The sequence below is a fragment of the Rhodococcus sp. 06-235-1A genome, from assembly GCF_002258785.1.
Taxonomy (GTDB): Bacteria; Actinomycetota; Actinomycetes; order Mycobacteriales; family Mycobacteriaceae; genus Rhodococcoides.
This window is the reverse complement of sequence record NZ_NOYI01000021.1, coordinates 71,679-85,994: the sequence shown is the minus strand read 5'-3', so window position 1 is coordinate 85,994 and position 14,316 is coordinate 71,679. Positions and strand designations below refer to the sequence as shown.

The following is a 14,316-nucleotide window of genomic DNA, read 5'->3' as shown; positions in this document are numbered from 1 at the left end:
TTTGACACCTGCCCTGCGGCGAGCACCAGCCCAGGTCTCTAATCTGATAGACGATGACCGACACGACTGCGCACCGACACACCGACACGCCCCCTGATCTACCTCAGTGGATCGCAGCTCGCTCCGACGCCGAGCTGATCAAGGCCATGTCGTTGCGTCCGGATCTGACCGCGCCGCCGCCCGCATCGCTGGCGGTACTCGCCGGACGGGCCGAGCAGCGCCGGTCGATTCTGCACACTGCGGACACCCTGGACACACTCGCTCTGACCGTCCTCGAGATTCTCGCCGTCGAGGAGGCCTACGATCGGCCGGTCACGCGCGCCGCGCTGCTGGCCGTCGTCGCCAAGCGTGCACCGGCCAAGAGCATCGACAAGGCACTGGCCCAACTCCGCGAACGGTTGCTGGTGTGGGGCGACGCAGCCGGTTTCCGGATCAGCGCGGGCGCAGTGGACGCCGTGCCGTGGCGCATCGGCCGCGCGCTCGATCCGGTCGACAATCTCACCGAGTCGCACATCACCGCATCCCTGGCCGCACTGGGCGACGGCGAACGCAATCTGCTCGACACCCTGGCCAGATCATCCCCGACCGGCCGCACCCGAGACGCGGCACCGGGCACTCCTGCGGACCGCCCGGTCCAGAAGTTGCTCGCCGCAGGCCTGTTGATCTGGTTGGACGAGCAAACCGTCGAGCTGCCCGTCCAGGTGGGGCAGATCCTGCGCGGCGAGCCGATGTCCGACCCACGATCGCTCGCCGAGCCGAAGCTTGCCACCAGCACACAGTCGCTCGCCGACGTCGATGCCGCTGCCGCAGGAGAGGCACTCGAACTCGGCAGGCACTGCGTCCTCGTCATCGAGGCCCTGTCCAACTCACCGGCTCCAGCGCTCAAGGCAGGCGGGCTGGGTGTGCGCGAGCTTCGCAAGATCACCAAGGCCACCGGCCTCGACGAGGACCGCGTCAGCATCCTCGTCGAGCTGCTGGCCTCGGCCCATCTCATCTCGAGCGGAACACCGGACCCCGTTCCCGCGTCCGACACCGGAGACGACTACTGGGCACCGACACCCGCGGTCGAGGCATGGCTCACCGCTGCCCCGGCAGCCCGATGGCACACGCTCGCCTCCGCCTGGCTCGAGGTGCCGCGCGCACCGTGGGTCATCGGGATGCGAGATCCCAACGACAAGCCCATCGCCGCACTGTCCGACGAAGTCCGTTCACCGGCCGCACCGCGGGATCGACGCATGATCCTGGAACTGCTGGCCGAACTCGGCAGCGGCCACTCGGCACAGCCGGCAGACCTCTCCCGAACATTGGCGTGGCGTCGGCCCCGGTGGTCGGGACGTTTCGGCGTCACACCCGTCCGTCACGTCATCGCCGAAGCGACTGCGCTCGGCATCGTCGCCCGTGGGGCGATGTCGACCCCGGGTCGTTCGTTGCTGCACGACGGTAATGCCGAGGCCGACATGCGTGCAGCGCTCCCCGAGCCGATCGACTACGTCCTGGTGCAAGCCGATCTCACGCTGGTGGCACCGGGCCCGCTCGAGCCGGACCTGCACGATCGGATCGAACTCGTGGCCGACGTCGAATCGGCGGGGGCAGCGACGATGTACCGGATCAGCGACACGAGCCTGCGTCGCGCCCTCGATGTGGGATTGAGCGCCTCGGAGCTGCATGCGTTGTTCGCGACCCATTCGAGAACTCCGGTGCCACAGGCGTTGACATACCTGATCGACGACGTGGCGCGTCGACACGGTCGCCTGCGGGCAGGCGTCGCCGCGTCCTTCGTGCGCTGCGAGGATCCGGCCTTGCTGGCCGAGGTGATGGCGTCCCCGGCGGCCGAATCGTTGGCCCTTCGAGCCCTCGCCCCGACCGTCGCGATCTCGCAGGCCCCGCTCGCCGAGGTTCTCACCGTGCTGGCCGGAGCCGGGTTCGCCCCTGCGGGCGAGGACTCGTCCGGCACCATCGTCGATCTGCGCGCCCGCGGTTCGCGGGTGTCGGCGAGGCGGCCACGTCAGACGTTCCGCACGCCTGCCGTCCCCACCGAGGAACAACTGGGATCGCTGGTTCGCGGGATGCGTGCTTCCGACCGGGCAGCAGGCAACGGCGGCGCGGTGGTGCGCGCCGACGGGTCTCGCGCCAGCAGTACCGCGACGATGACGTTGTTGCAGACCGCAGCCAAGGTCAAACGCAGCGTCAGCATCGGCTACGTCGACGCACAGGGGGTCGCGACCCACCGAATTGTCGATCCGATCAGCATCGGCGGCGGCCAACTCGACGCGTTCGACCCCGCCACCGGAGGGGTTCGGCGCTTCACCCTGCATCGCATCACCTCGGTCGCTCTGGTCGAGTAGTTCGACGCTCACGTGCACGCGCGCCCCTACCTGTGGACAATGGAGAAGTTGCGCTCTTTCGGGTGCAGCGGAAGTCTCTAGGAGGAACCGTGACCGACGGCCCGCTGATCGTTCAGTCCGACAAAACGCTGTTGCTCGAGATCGATCACGAACTTGCGGGTGCAGCGCGGGCGGCCATCGCACCGTTCGCGGAACTCGAACGTGCCCCCGAGCACGTCCACACGTACCGCATCACCCCGTTGGCTCTGTGGAACGCGCGTGCGGCCGGCCACGATGCCGAGCAGGTGGTCGATGCACTGGTGAACTTCTCGCGTTACGCGGTGCCGCAGCCGCTGCTGGTCGACATCGTCGACACCATGGCCCGGTACGGCCGACTGCAGTTGGTCAAGAGCCCGATCCACGGCCTGGTCCTGATCAGCCTGGACCGCGCGGTGCTCACAGAGGTGATGCGCCACAAGAAGATTGCGCCCATGCTCGGCGCGATGGTCGACGAGGACACGGTGATCGTGCATCCGTCCGAACGCGGCCATGTGAAGCAGATGTTGCTCAAGATCGGCTGGCCTGCCGAGGACCTCGCCGGCTACGTCGACGGCGAAGCCCACCCCATCGAGCTCGACACCGAGGGCGGCAAGTGGACACTGCGCGACTACCAGGAGATGGCGGCCGATTCGTTCTGGGCCGGCGGCTCGGGCGTCGTCGTCCTGCCCTGTGGCGCGGGCAAGACGATGGTCGGCGCAGCCGCGATGGCCAGAGCCAAGGCGACGACGCTGATTCTGGTCACCAACACCGTCGCCGGTCGGCAGTGGAAGCACGAACTCATCGCGCGCACCTCGCTCACCGAGGAGGAGATCGGCGAGTACTCGGGCGAGCGCAAGGAGATCCGCCCTGTGACAATCGCCACGTACCAGGTGATCACGCGTCGTACCAAGGGTGAATACAAGCACCTCGAACTGTTCGACTCCCGCGACTGGGGTCTGGTGATCTACGACGAGGTCCACCTTCTCCCCGCCCCGGTGTTTCGCATGACGGCCGATCTGCAGTCACGTCGACGCCTCGGCCTGACGGCAACGCTCGTCCGGGAAGACGGTCGCGAGGGCGACGTGTTCTCGCTGATCGGCCCCAAGCGCTACGACGCCCCGTGGAAGGACATCGAGGCGCAGGGCTGGATCGCGCCGGCCGAGTGCATCGAGGTTCGCGTCACCCTCACCGACGCCGAGCGGATGTCGTACGCCGTCGCCGAGCCCGAAGAGCGCTACAAACTGTGCTCGACGGCCCACACGAAGATCGCCGTCGTGAAGTCGATCCTGGCCAAACACCAGGACGCTCCGACGTTGGTGATCGGCGCGTACCTCGATCAGTTGAACGAGCTGGGCGAGGCGCTGAACGCTCCGGTCATTCAGGGCTCGACCAAGAACAAGGAACGTGAAGTGCTCTTCGACGCCTTCCGCAAGGGCGAGATCCAGACGCTGGTGGTGAGCAAGGTGGCGAACTTCTCAATCGACCTTCCGGAAGCGTCCGTGGCAGTGCAGGTCTCGGGAACGTTCGGGTCGAGGCAGGAAGAGGCCCAGCGCCTGGGCCGACTACTGCGGCCGAAACACGACGGCGGTCAGGCGCACTTCTACTCGGTGGTCTCCCGCGACACCCTCGACGCCGAATACGCCGCCCACCGTCAGCGTTTTCTCGCCGAACAGGGGTACGCGTACCGCATCACCGACGCGGACGACTTGCTCGGTCCGGCGATCTGAGGCTTCGGATCGCCGCAGTGCCGTGCTAGGAATGGTCGTGTGCGCCGATTCCAGTTTCACGTAGACGTAGCCCACGCGAAGTCGGTCAACGAGACGTTCACCGAACTTCGCCGGTTGCGGGCCTCCGCGGCGCTCACCGCGGTGATTCTGATCGCGTTGGGGGTGTGGTTCATCTGGATCGCAACGCTGTGGTCGTACATCCTCGGCGCGGTGTTCCTGGTCGGTGCAGCGACCTCCCTGTGGGTGATGCTGTGGGCACCGCGGAAAATGGGTTCCATCGAATCGCAGTATGCAGCAGGCGATCTGGTGCCCGCGGTGGTGGCCGAGAAACTACCGGTCGGAGCGCTACTGCTGGCCCTGGTCGACATCGCCAAGCCTGGTGTCGAAGAACCGCACTACGTGTTGATCACCCGCGTCGTGCGAGCACTGCCCGGACATGCGATGGAGCGGGGTGCGAAGGTGCCCTCGGTGTCGGTTCTCGCCGACCGCGGCGCGAACACGGGCGGGCGAACCTGGCAGTTGGTCTCGGCGATGCCCATTGCCTGGGGCACCCCCGATCCGACGGTTCTCGCACGTGCCACCGATGAGATCACCGAGGGTGAGTGGGCACTGCTGCACGCCAACATCGGGTTGTCGGAGAAGGTCCGCAAGGCCAAGAACCAGCAGTTGCTCGTGGACCCCGCCGACCTTCCCGAGGATCCGAGACGACCTACGCAAGAGCCGGAATGACCTCGCGCTCGAAGAGTTCGATGCCCGAGCGGTCGTATGCCGCTTCGGGGAAGTAGAAGATTCCGTACGTCATTCCCTGCTCCTGCAGGGACGTCAGATTCTCCACGATCTGCTCCGGGGTTCCGACTCCGGGCATGCCGCGATACGCCGCCAGTGCGCCGTCGGCCTTCTCGGCACCGACGTACTCGGCGAGCCGACTCTCGAGGGCGCGCAGCTTGTCTTCCACCTCGGCCTCGGTCGCGCCGATGACGACGTTGTAATTCGCCGATCGGACGATGGCTTCGAAGTCGGTGCCCACGGTGGCGCAATGCTCGCGCAGCAGAGCCGATTTGGCGGCGAATCCGCTGGGGGTTCCGTCGAAGTTGGTGTAATCGGCGTACTTCGCGGCAATCTTCAGGGTGACCTTCTCGCCGCCGCCCGCGATCCACAGCGGGATACCGCCCTCCTGCAACGGCAGGGGCCGCACCACGGCACCGTCGATCTGGTAGTACTTGCCGTCCAGAAACACTTCCCCGGTTGTCCACGCCTGCTTGAAGATCTGAACGCCCTCGTCGAGCCGCCCCAATCGCTCTCCGGCAGAGGGAAACCCGTATCCGTAGGCCCGAAACTCGTGCTCGTGCCAACCGCCGCCGATACCCATCTCGACGCGACCACCGGAAATGATGTCGACGGTGGCGGCAACCTTGGCGAGGTAGGCCGGGTTGCGGTACGCCATCGCCGTGCACATCTGCCCGAGCCGGATCCGGGAGGTGGTCGCGGCCAATGCGGACATCAGCGACCAGGCCTCGTGCGTCGCCTCGTCGGTCGCGGTGGGAACGGTGTGAAAGTGGTCGTAGACCCACAGGGACTCCCACGGGCCCGCCTCGGCGGCGAGCGCATGATCACGCAGTACATTCCAGTGCTGGGCAGGGTCGATACCGACCAGATCCAGGCGCCAACCCTGTGGAACGAACAATCCGAATCGCATGACAAGCACAGTACAGACGCAGGGCGAAAGACCGGTTCGGCCCAGTGAACTACGCTGCAGGAATGTCCGAGTTGCTGCCCTCGCGCACCGTGGCACGCCTGCGCCCGTTCGCATCGACCATCTTCGCCGAGATGACCGCACTCGCCGCCAGGAAGAATGCCGTCAACCTCGGGCAGGGTTTTCCGGATACCGACGGGCCGCCTGCCATGCTCGAAGCGGCACGCAAGGCCATCGCCAGCGGACTCAACCAATACTCCCCCGGCCCTGGCATGCCGGTGCTGCGCGCTGCCATCGCCGACGACAGGGCGGCCAGGTTCGGGCTGCGCTACGACCCCGATTCGCAGATACTCGTCACCGTCGGTGCCACCGAGGCCATCTCGGCCTCGCTGCTCGGATTGATCGAGGCGGGCGACGACGTACTGCTCATCGAGCCGTTCTACGACTCCTACGCGGCCGCCGTCGCTCTCGCCGGTGCGACGCGAACGGCCGTGCCGTTGGTTCCCGACGGCACCGGGTGGACCGTCGACACCGACGCCGTCGAACGCGCCGTCGGACCCCGAACGCGCATGTTGATCGTCAACTCCCCGCACAACCCCACCGGTACGGTCTTCGACCGCGCCACCATGATTCGCCTCGCCGAGATCGCAGTCGCACACGATCTGCTCGTCCTCACCGACGAGGTGTACGAGCACCTGACCTTCGATGGGGGCGTGCACACCCCGATCGCGACACTGCCGGGGATGTTCGAGCGCACCGTCACCGTGTCGAGTGCCGCGAAGACCTTCAATGCCACCGGCTGGAAGACGGGGTGGGCGCTGGGCCCGGCCGAACTGATCGACGCCGTCCGCGCCGCCAAGCAGTTCATGAGCTTCGTCGGAGGCACTCCCTTCCAACCGGCCGTTGCCTACGCGCTCGAGCACGAGCAGGCCTGGATCGCCACCATGCGCGACGGCCTGCAACGCAAGCGGGACACCCTCTCGGCTGCACTGGACTCGGCCGGGGCGGATGTGAAGCACAGCGCGGGAACGTATTTCGTGTGCGCCGACGTCGCGCCGATCGGACGAGGTGACGCCTACGAGTTCTGCCGCGCCCTCCCGGATCTGGTGGGTGTGGCGGCAATTCCGGTCACCGCGTTCGTGGACGAGCCTGCTCCATGGAAATCGTTGGTACGCTTCGCTTTCTGCAAGCAGGACGAGGTACTCGCCGATGCGGCCGAGAGGCTACGGAAGTTGTGAATCCGCAACCGACGATCCCGGCGTACTTCGTGAGGCAGGCCGTGGACCTCGCGACGAAGAGCGGGGTGGATCTGACCTACCCGTTGTCCATGGCCGGGATCGGACATTCCATCCTCGACAATCCGACGGAGCGACTGACCACCCGACAGGTCACTGCATTCACCCAGGCGGTCTGGGCGATGACCGGCGACGAACTGTTCGGCCTCGCCGCAGTACCCGTGCGCCGCGGCAGCTTTCGCGTGATTTGCCAGACGCTGATCCACACCGCGAACCTCGGGGCCGCCCTGATTCGGATGTCCGAGACCATGCGGGTGCTGATTCCGGTGCGCCCCATGACGATGGACACAACCGAGGAATCCACGGTGTTGACGGTGCACGTCACTCCCACGACTCATCTGAGCCCGGAAGGCAACGAACTCGCCGAGCGATTGCTCACCGATTTTCTGTTGATCCTGCTGCACCGATTTGCGGCGTGGCTCATCGGCAATCGGGTCAAGCTTCTGTCGGTGCAACTGCCGTACTCCCTGCCCGGACCCGAGGCCGGCAAGATGTACGACACCATCTTCGGAACCCATGTCGAGTTCGGAACCGACCGCGCGACATTGGAATTCGACAGCGCTGTGATGCGAGCGCCGATAGTCCAGACCGAAGCGAGCTTGGCGGAGTACCTCGCCGAGTCACCCAATCTGCTGTTCTCGTCCCGAGACTACGACAGCACCGCGTCCAGCCAGGTCCGCCGGGCGCTCGAAACCGGATTCACGGGCGGCGCACCGGGAACCGAGGACATCGCGGCGATGCTCAACATCAGCCCGCCACACCTTCGACGTGTCCTGCGGCAGGAGGGCACCTCGATCAACCAACTGCGCGAAGAAGTGCTGCGCGATGCCGCGATCTCAGGGCTGAGCCGCGGAGACAGCGTCGACGACATCTCGGCTCGCCTGGGCTTCTCCGAGCCCAGCGCGTTCCGCCGCGCCTTCAAGCGCTGGACCGGTCAGACTCCCGGTTCGTACCGTCTCAGCTGACGCAGAACTCGTTGCCCTCGGGGTCGGTCATGGTGATCCAGACGCTGCGGCCCTGATGTCCACGATGAAGTACCGACGCACCCCGCGCTTCGAGTTCCGTCACCACCGACTCACGCTCGTCTCCGACGCGGATGTCGAGGTGCAACCGATTCTTCACCGATTTCGACTCGGCCACCGACTGGAACAGCACCCGCGGGGAACCGGGGGACTCGGGATCGACGATGCCCGCACCCGCCCGCCACACCAGCACGCCCTCGAAGGTGGTCGTGTCCTCCTCGCGGGCGTGCCCTGCGGCGACCATCTCGCGAATGAAGTCCTCGTCGCTGGGTTCGGACTGCCAACCCAACGTCTGTGCCCACCATTTCGCCAGCGCATGGGGGTTGTCGCTGTCCACCACTACCTGAAATCCGTATCCCATGCGGGCACGATACCGCCACGCACTGGCAATGGGAACACCTGTTCGATACAGTCGACCCATGTCGCTCGCGATGCAAGGCTCGCTGTTCGGTGACGACGACGGAGGCGTCGGGTCGCTGCAGTCCGTCACGCGACGAGAGCTGACGCTCGGTGCCTGGGTCGACGTTCGCCCCGGGTGGTTGTCCGATGTCCATCTCTTCGATTCGCTGATCGACGACGTCGACTGGCGCGCCGAGCGCAGGCAGATGTACGACCGCGTGGTCGATGTGCCGCGCCTGGTTCGGTTCTACGCCGAGCACGAACGTTGGCCACACGCTGCACTGTACGAGGCCCGCGACGCGCTGGACGATCATTATCGCGCCGAGCTCGGTGAATCCTTCGCTACCGCAGGACTGTGCTACTACCGCAACGGATCCGACAGCGTCGCCTGGCACGGCGACAACATCGGCCGCAGCGCGACCGAGGACACCATGGTTGCGATCGTGTCCCTCGGGGCGTCGAGACAGCTCATGCTCAGACCTCGCGGCGGCGGCACGTCGCTGAAGTTCACACTGGCACACGGGGACCTGGTGGTGATGGGCGGCTCGTGCCAACGCACCTGGGAGCACGCGATTCCCAAGTCGACCCGCGCGATCGGCCCACGCATCAGCGTGCAATTCCGACCGCGCGGGGTTCGTTAGCGAGGATTTCGGCGGTTCCGACGCTGCTCGACCGCTGCGGCCAACGTGTCCAATTGTGTTGCCGTGGTGTCCCAATCGAGGCAGGCGTCGGTGATCGACTGCCCGTACACCAGCTCTTCGCGGTGGCCGAGTTCGAGATCCTGACGCCCCGCCACCAGGAAGCTCTCGAGCATCAGTCCGACGATGCCGTGTTCGCCTGCTGCGACTCGGCCGGCCACATCGGTGACCACGTCGACCTGCTTGTTGTGGTCCTTACGACTGTTGCCGTGACTTGCGTCGATGACGACGCGCTCCGGCAGACCCGACTTACGCAGTCGCGCAACGGTGTCGGCGACCGATTCGACGTCGTAGTTCGGCCCGTCGACGCCGCCACGAAGAATGACGTGGCAGTCCGGGTTTCCGACGGTACGGATCAGGGCGGCCTGGCCGTCGAGATCGGTACCGGGGAAGACATGGCTCGCCGCCGCCGCGCGGGTGCCGTCGACCGCCACCTGGATGTCGCCCTCGGTGGAGTTCTTGATCCCCACCGGCATCGACAGCGCACTGCACAACTGGCGGTGCACCTGGCTCGCCGCCGTCCGTGCACCGATCGCGCCGTAGCTGACCAGGTCTGCGATGTACTGCGGGGTGATCGGGTCGAGGAATTCGCATCCGACCGGCAGACCCAACGCCGAAATATCGAGCAGCAGTTGGCGTCCCACCCGAAGGCCGGCGTTGATGTCGAAGCTGCCGTCGAGGTGTGGATCGTTGATCAAGCCCTTCCAGCCGAGCGTCGTCCGTGGCTTCTCGAAGTAGACCCGCATGACGATGTGCAGTCGATCGCCCAGTTCGGACGCCTTGTCGGCGAGCTTTCGAGCGTAGTCGAGGGCAGCATCGGTGTCGTGCACCGAACACGGGCCGACGACGACGATCAGCCGATCGTCGCGGCCGTCCAGCACGTCGACCACGCCGGCGCGGCCGGCACGAACGGTGGCCGAGATCGCGTCGTCCACGGCATGTTCGCGGCGCACTACCGACGGTGCTACCAACGGACTGATACTGATCGTTCGCTGATCGTCGAGAGGTGGGGTGTCGAGGGAGAGAGTCATGAGAGGGCGTTCCTGTTCCCAGGCCGGCTCAGCATGCTCCACGCGCACTTCGAGCCGGTCTGTATCCGGCTCGTGGGGTGGAGGTCAGCGCATGGCGTCGCTGGCTGACCCACCCGGGGCCGGCCTGCTAAACCAGAAATACGTGCGCTGCATGATGAGCACCGTAACAGATGTGTCGCCGATGCATCTATGCTCGTCCCTGCAGTCGGTTCGCCAGGTGGTCATGAGGAGCCCCGAAGTTCACCACGGCGTCGAAGCGATGCGTGCAGTGTCGACGCGTCGTGAGAGGGAACCCGGTGAGAATCCGGGACTGTCCCGCAGCGGTATGCAGGAACGACCGCCGTCACCAGCACTGAAGAGGCCTCTTCGGGAAGCGACGGCCAGTAGGAGTGGGCTCTTCGTCCACGTGCCCGCGAGTCCGAATACCTGCCGTATGTGCTGCGCACGCCGTGCGCAGCGGTTCACCGCCTCGTGGAATGGGCGCGTAACCCTGGTACGGCTGCTCGTGGGGCTCTCCGGGATGCGCGCGCCCGAGAAGGCGGTGCACCATCGATGCAGCAGTCACCTGGAGAACAACCGTGAGTATCGAATTCACTGCCACCGTGCTCGGCTCGGCCCGCATCGGGCCCCACCGAGAACTGAAGAAAGCCGTCGAATCCTACTGGGCCGGAACGCTCGACGCCGTCGCACTCGAATCCGTTGCGCGTTCGTTGCGCAGGGACGCCTGGCGAGAGCTCTTCGCCGCCGGACTGGATTCCGTTCCGGTGAACACCTTTTCGTACTACGACCACATGCTCGACACTGCGATCCTTCTCGGTGCACTGCCGGAGCGGGTCGAGGGCATCGGGAACGAGCTGGACCGGTACTTCGCCGCCGCGCGCGGCACCGACACCGTCGCACCGCTCGAGATGACCAAGTGGTTCGACACCAACTACCACTACCTCGTGCCCGAGATCTCGCCCTCGACGACCTTCTCCCTGCACCCCGAGAAAGTGCTCGCCGAGCTCGAAGAAGCTCTCGCGCTCGATGTTCCGGCTCGGCCGGTCGTCGTGGGACCGGTGACGTTCCTGTTGCTGTCGAAGGCAGTCGGCGGCAGCGCCCCTCCGCTGGACCGCCTCGACGAGATTCTGCCGCTGTATGCGCAGCTGCTGACCACGCTCGCCGATGCCGGAGCGGAGTGGGTCCAGATCGACGAACCTGCCCTGGTGGGCGACCGTACGCAAAGCGAGATCGACTGTGCGAAAAAGGCTTACGACTATCTGAGCGTAGTGTCGACCAGGCCTGCCATCCTGCTGGCGTCGTACTTCGGTGACCTCGGTGCAGCGCTACCGGTGCTCGCGTCGACCGGCATCGAGGGATTGTCGATCGACCTGACGGTGCCGGGCACCGTCGAGCACGTTGCCGTGGTACCTGCGCTCGCGAACAAGCACATCGTTGCGGGCATCGTCGACGGGCGCAACGTCTGGCGAACCGATCTCGACAGTGCGCTCGCAACGTTGGCAAGCCTGTTGGGCAGCGCAGGCGCGCTGGCGGTGTCGAGTTCGTGCTCGCTGCTGCATGTTCCGTACACCCTCGACGGTGAGACCGACATCGTCGATCCCCTTCGATCGTGGTTGGCGTTCGGTACCGAGAAGGTTGCCGAGGTGTCCGTTCTCGCCCGGGCACTACGACATGGGACCGAATCGGTGTCGTCCGAGCTCGAGCAGGCCAGGACCGCGCTCGAGACTCGTCGCACCGACCCCCGACTGCACGACGCGGCCGTTCGGGCACGTCTCGACGCGGGAATCTCCGTCGACCGCACCCCGGCCGAAGACCGTCGCCGGGCTCAGGCTGTGCGACTGGACCTGCCGTCGCTGCCGACGACCACCATCGGTTCGTATCCGCAGACCACGCAGATTCGACTCGCTCGGGCAGCCCTGCGCACCGGTGAGATCGACGACGCCGAATACGTGTCCCGGATGCACTCCGAGATCGCCGATGTCGTTGCACTGCAAGAGAACATCGGCCTCGACGTGCTGGTCCACGGCGAACCCGAGAGAAACGACATGGTGCAGTACTTCGCCGAGCAGCTCAGTGGCTTCGCGGCCACGTCGAACGGCTGGGTCCAGTCGTACGGATCTCGATGCGTCCGACCGCCGATTCTGGTCGGCGACGTCTCGCGTCCGAAACCGATGACCGTGCATTGGTCCGAGTATGCGCAGTCCCTCACCGACAAGCCGGTCAAAGGCATGCTGACCGGCCCGGTGACGATTCTCGCGTGGTCGTTCGTCCGAGACGACCGACCGTTGGCCGAGTCCGCAGCCCAGATCGCGCTGGCCATCCGGGACGAGACCATCGATCTGGAGGCAGCGGGCATTCGTATCGTTCAGGTGGACGAGCCTGCCTTGCGTGAGCTGCTCCCGTTGCGCGCGAAAGATACAGCGGCATACCTGGAGTGGGCCGTCCGATCGTTCAAGATGTCGACATCCGGCGTGTCCGACGAAACACAGATTCACACCCACCTGTGCTACTCGGAGTTCGGTGAGATCATCGACGCGATCGTCGACCTCGACGCCGATGTGACGTCCATCGAGGCGGCCCGCTCGCACATGGAGGTACTCGAAGACCTGAACTCGGTCGGATTCGACCTGGGCGTCGGCCCCGGCGTGTACGACATCCACTCACCGCGGGTACCGAGCGTCGACGAGATCGCCGACTCACTGCGTGCGGCATTGAAAGCCGTTCCTGCCGAACGACTCTGGGTCAACCCGGACTGCGGACTCAAGACTCGCGGAACGGCCGAGGTGGAACGGTCACTGAGGAATATGGTGCAGGCGGCGGCCGCGCTCCGCTGACCCCAGGTGGGCGGAACTTCGGCATCTGCTCCGAAGTTCCGCCCACCCGGTTCGTCAGGTACAGGCTAGGCTTACCTGCTTACGCCCCGACCTGCGAAAGAGAACGAAGTGAAACGTCTACTCCTGGCCACCACGATCGCCGCGGTCACCGCACTGACCACCGTTGCCTGTGGCGGCACCGCCGAGCAGACGGCCGCTCCCTCCACCAGCACGGCGTCGGCCACCCCCGACGCTGCCACGGACGCACCCGGCCCCACCGGCATTCCCGACGGCATGGGCTCGGGAGCCGCCGACGGCGTGTTCCCTCGCACCGTCGGCCACTTCGGCGGCTCCACCGAGATCCCCGCCGAACCGAAGAAGATCGTCGTCATCGCCACCGGTCAGCTCGACGCGGCCCTCACTCTGGGTGTCGTGCCGACCGGAGTCGCCTACGGCGACGGAGCCGAACTGGTGCCCGATTACATCAGCTTCTCGTTCCCCCAGTACGCGGACCAGATGACGCAATTCGTGAATGTGGGTAACCGACAGGACGTCGACATCGAGGCCATCGCAGCCATCGAGCCCGACCTCATCCTGGCCAACAAGACTGGCTCGGAAGACATCTATTCGACGCTCTCGACCATCGCACCGACCGTGCTCACCGAAGGCACCGGAGTGAACTGGAAGCAGGACTTCCTGCTGCTCGCCGACGCGCTGGGCCGAACCGAGCAAGCGCAGACCTTCGTCGACACCTTCACCTCCGACGCTGCGGCACTGGGTGACTCGGTCGGCGGCAGCAGCGGCGCACCCACGGTCTCCTTCGTCCGCTTCACCGCAGACCGGGCGCGAGTGTTCGGCATCCCCTCGTTCGCCGGCTACATCGCCTGGGACGCCGGGCTGGCACGGCCGGACAGTCAGCAGTTCGACAAGACCTCGCAGGACTTCAGCGAGGAAGAAATTCAACTTGCGAACGCGGACTGGGTGTTCGTGTCCAGCCAGGATGCCGGAGCCGATTCGAGCGCCGCGTCGTACACCACCAACCCGTTGTGGACCGGCATGAGCGCGGCCACCGAGAACCACATCGTGCGCGTCGACGACGACCCGTGGTACCTCAACGCAGGTCCGACGGCGGCCACCATCGTGCTCGACGGCCTGAAGAGCGCCCTGCAGAGCTGATCCCTCGTCGTGCGCGTTTTGCGCGTTCAGGAGTACGCAAAACGCGCACGAGCGGGTAATAGGTTGCGCACAACTTAAACGTGCACTACTGTTCTTCAC

At 65.8% G+C, this 14,316-nt stretch carries 11 protein-coding genes and 1 riboswitch; of the genes, 8 read left to right on the top strand and 3 right to left on the bottom strand.

Translation table 11 applies throughout. The annotated features are described in order from the left end of the window. Positions 1-53 precede the first annotated feature (53 nt). The 3 genes from CH275_RS19435 (at position 54) to CH275_RS19425 (ending at position 4,819) form a co-directional block, all read left to right on the top strand. The gene (locus tag CH275_RS19435; RefSeq protein WP_094679926.1) at positions 54-2,345 is read left to right on the top strand and encodes a helicase-associated domain-containing protein; all 2,292 of its coding nucleotides are present in this window, start codon (positions 54-56) and stop codon (positions 2,343-2,345) included. Between the two features lie 89 nt (positions 2,346-2,434). Further along, a complete protein-coding gene (locus CH275_RS19430; protein ID WP_094680277.1) occupies positions 2,435-4,090 on the top strand; it encodes a DNA repair helicase XPB in 1,656 nt (551 codons plus the stop codon). A 39-nt stretch (positions 4,091-4,129) separates the two neighbouring features. Beyond that, entirely contained in the window at positions 4,130-4,819 is a 690-nt protein-coding gene (locus CH275_RS19425; protein ID WP_094679925.1) for a DUF3239 domain-containing protein, read from the top strand. On the opposite strand, the gene CH275_RS19420 is transcribed toward CH275_RS19425, so the two are convergent. Next, on the bottom strand, positions 4,800-5,786 hold the full coding sequence (locus CH275_RS19420) for an LLM class F420-dependent oxidoreductase (protein ID WP_094679924.1): 987 nt from the start codon (positions 5,784-5,786) through the stop codon (positions 4,800-4,802). The two genes, CH275_RS19425 and CH275_RS19420, sit on opposite strands and share 20 nt — an antisense overlap. 62 nt (positions 5,787-5,848) lie before the next feature. Here CH275_RS19420 and CH275_RS19415 point away from each other — a divergent pair, with 62 nt between their 5' ends. Together CH275_RS19415 and CH275_RS19410 are read left to right on the top strand one after the other, a co-directional pair. Beyond that, positions 5,849-7,021 carry a pyridoxal phosphate-dependent aminotransferase gene (locus CH275_RS19415; RefSeq protein WP_094680276.1) on the top strand — a complete coding sequence of 391 codons (1,173 nt, stop codon included), beginning with the start codon at positions 5,849-5,851 and terminating at the stop codon, positions 7,019-7,021. Continuing rightward, complete coding sequence (locus CH275_RS19410) at positions 7,018-8,043, top strand: AraC family transcriptional regulator (protein ID WP_094679923.1); 1,026 nt, start codon at positions 7,018-7,020, stop codon at positions 8,041-8,043. Before CH275_RS19415 ends, CH275_RS19410 begins: the two co-directional genes overlap by 4 nt. Here the strand turns inward: CH275_RS19410 and CH275_RS19405 are convergent. Beyond that, a complete protein-coding gene (locus CH275_RS19405) occupies positions 8,036-8,461 on the bottom strand; it encodes a VOC family protein (RefSeq protein ID WP_094680275.1) in 426 nt (141 codons plus the stop codon). The genes CH275_RS19410 and CH275_RS19405 overlap by 8 nt on opposite strands. Positions 8,462-8,519: 58 nt before the next feature. Here CH275_RS19405 and CH275_RS19400 point away from each other — a divergent pair, with 58 nt between their 5' ends. After that, on the top strand, positions 8,520-9,140 hold the full coding sequence (locus CH275_RS19400) for an alpha-ketoglutarate-dependent dioxygenase AlkB (protein WP_094679922.1): 621 nt from the start codon (positions 8,520-8,522) through the stop codon (positions 9,138-9,140). Here the strand turns inward: CH275_RS19400 and CH275_RS19395 are convergent. After that, positions 9,137-10,228, bottom strand: coding sequence for a 3-deoxy-7-phosphoheptulonate synthase (locus CH275_RS19395; RefSeq protein WP_094680274.1), 1,092 nt, complete (start codon positions 10,226-10,228; stop codon positions 9,137-9,139). The genes CH275_RS19400 and CH275_RS19395 overlap by 4 nt on opposite strands. A 249-nt stretch (positions 10,229-10,477) precedes the next feature. After that, positions 10,478-10,676: riboswitch (cobalamin riboswitch) on the top strand. 130 nt (positions 10,677-10,806) lie between these two features. Between CH275_RS19395 and metE the strand changes: the two genes are divergently transcribed. Then, positions 10,807-13,062, top strand: coding sequence for a 5-methyltetrahydropteroyltriglutamate--homocysteine S-methyltransferase (metE, locus tag CH275_RS19390; protein ID WP_094679921.1), 2,256 nt, complete (start codon positions 10,807-10,809; stop codon positions 13,060-13,062). A gap of 108 nt (positions 13,063-13,170) precedes the next feature. Further along, entirely contained in the window at positions 13,171-14,217 is a 1,047-nt protein-coding gene (locus CH275_RS19385) for an ABC transporter substrate-binding protein (protein ID WP_094679920.1), read from the top strand. The last annotated feature ends 99 nt before the right edge of the window (positions 14,218-14,316 follow it).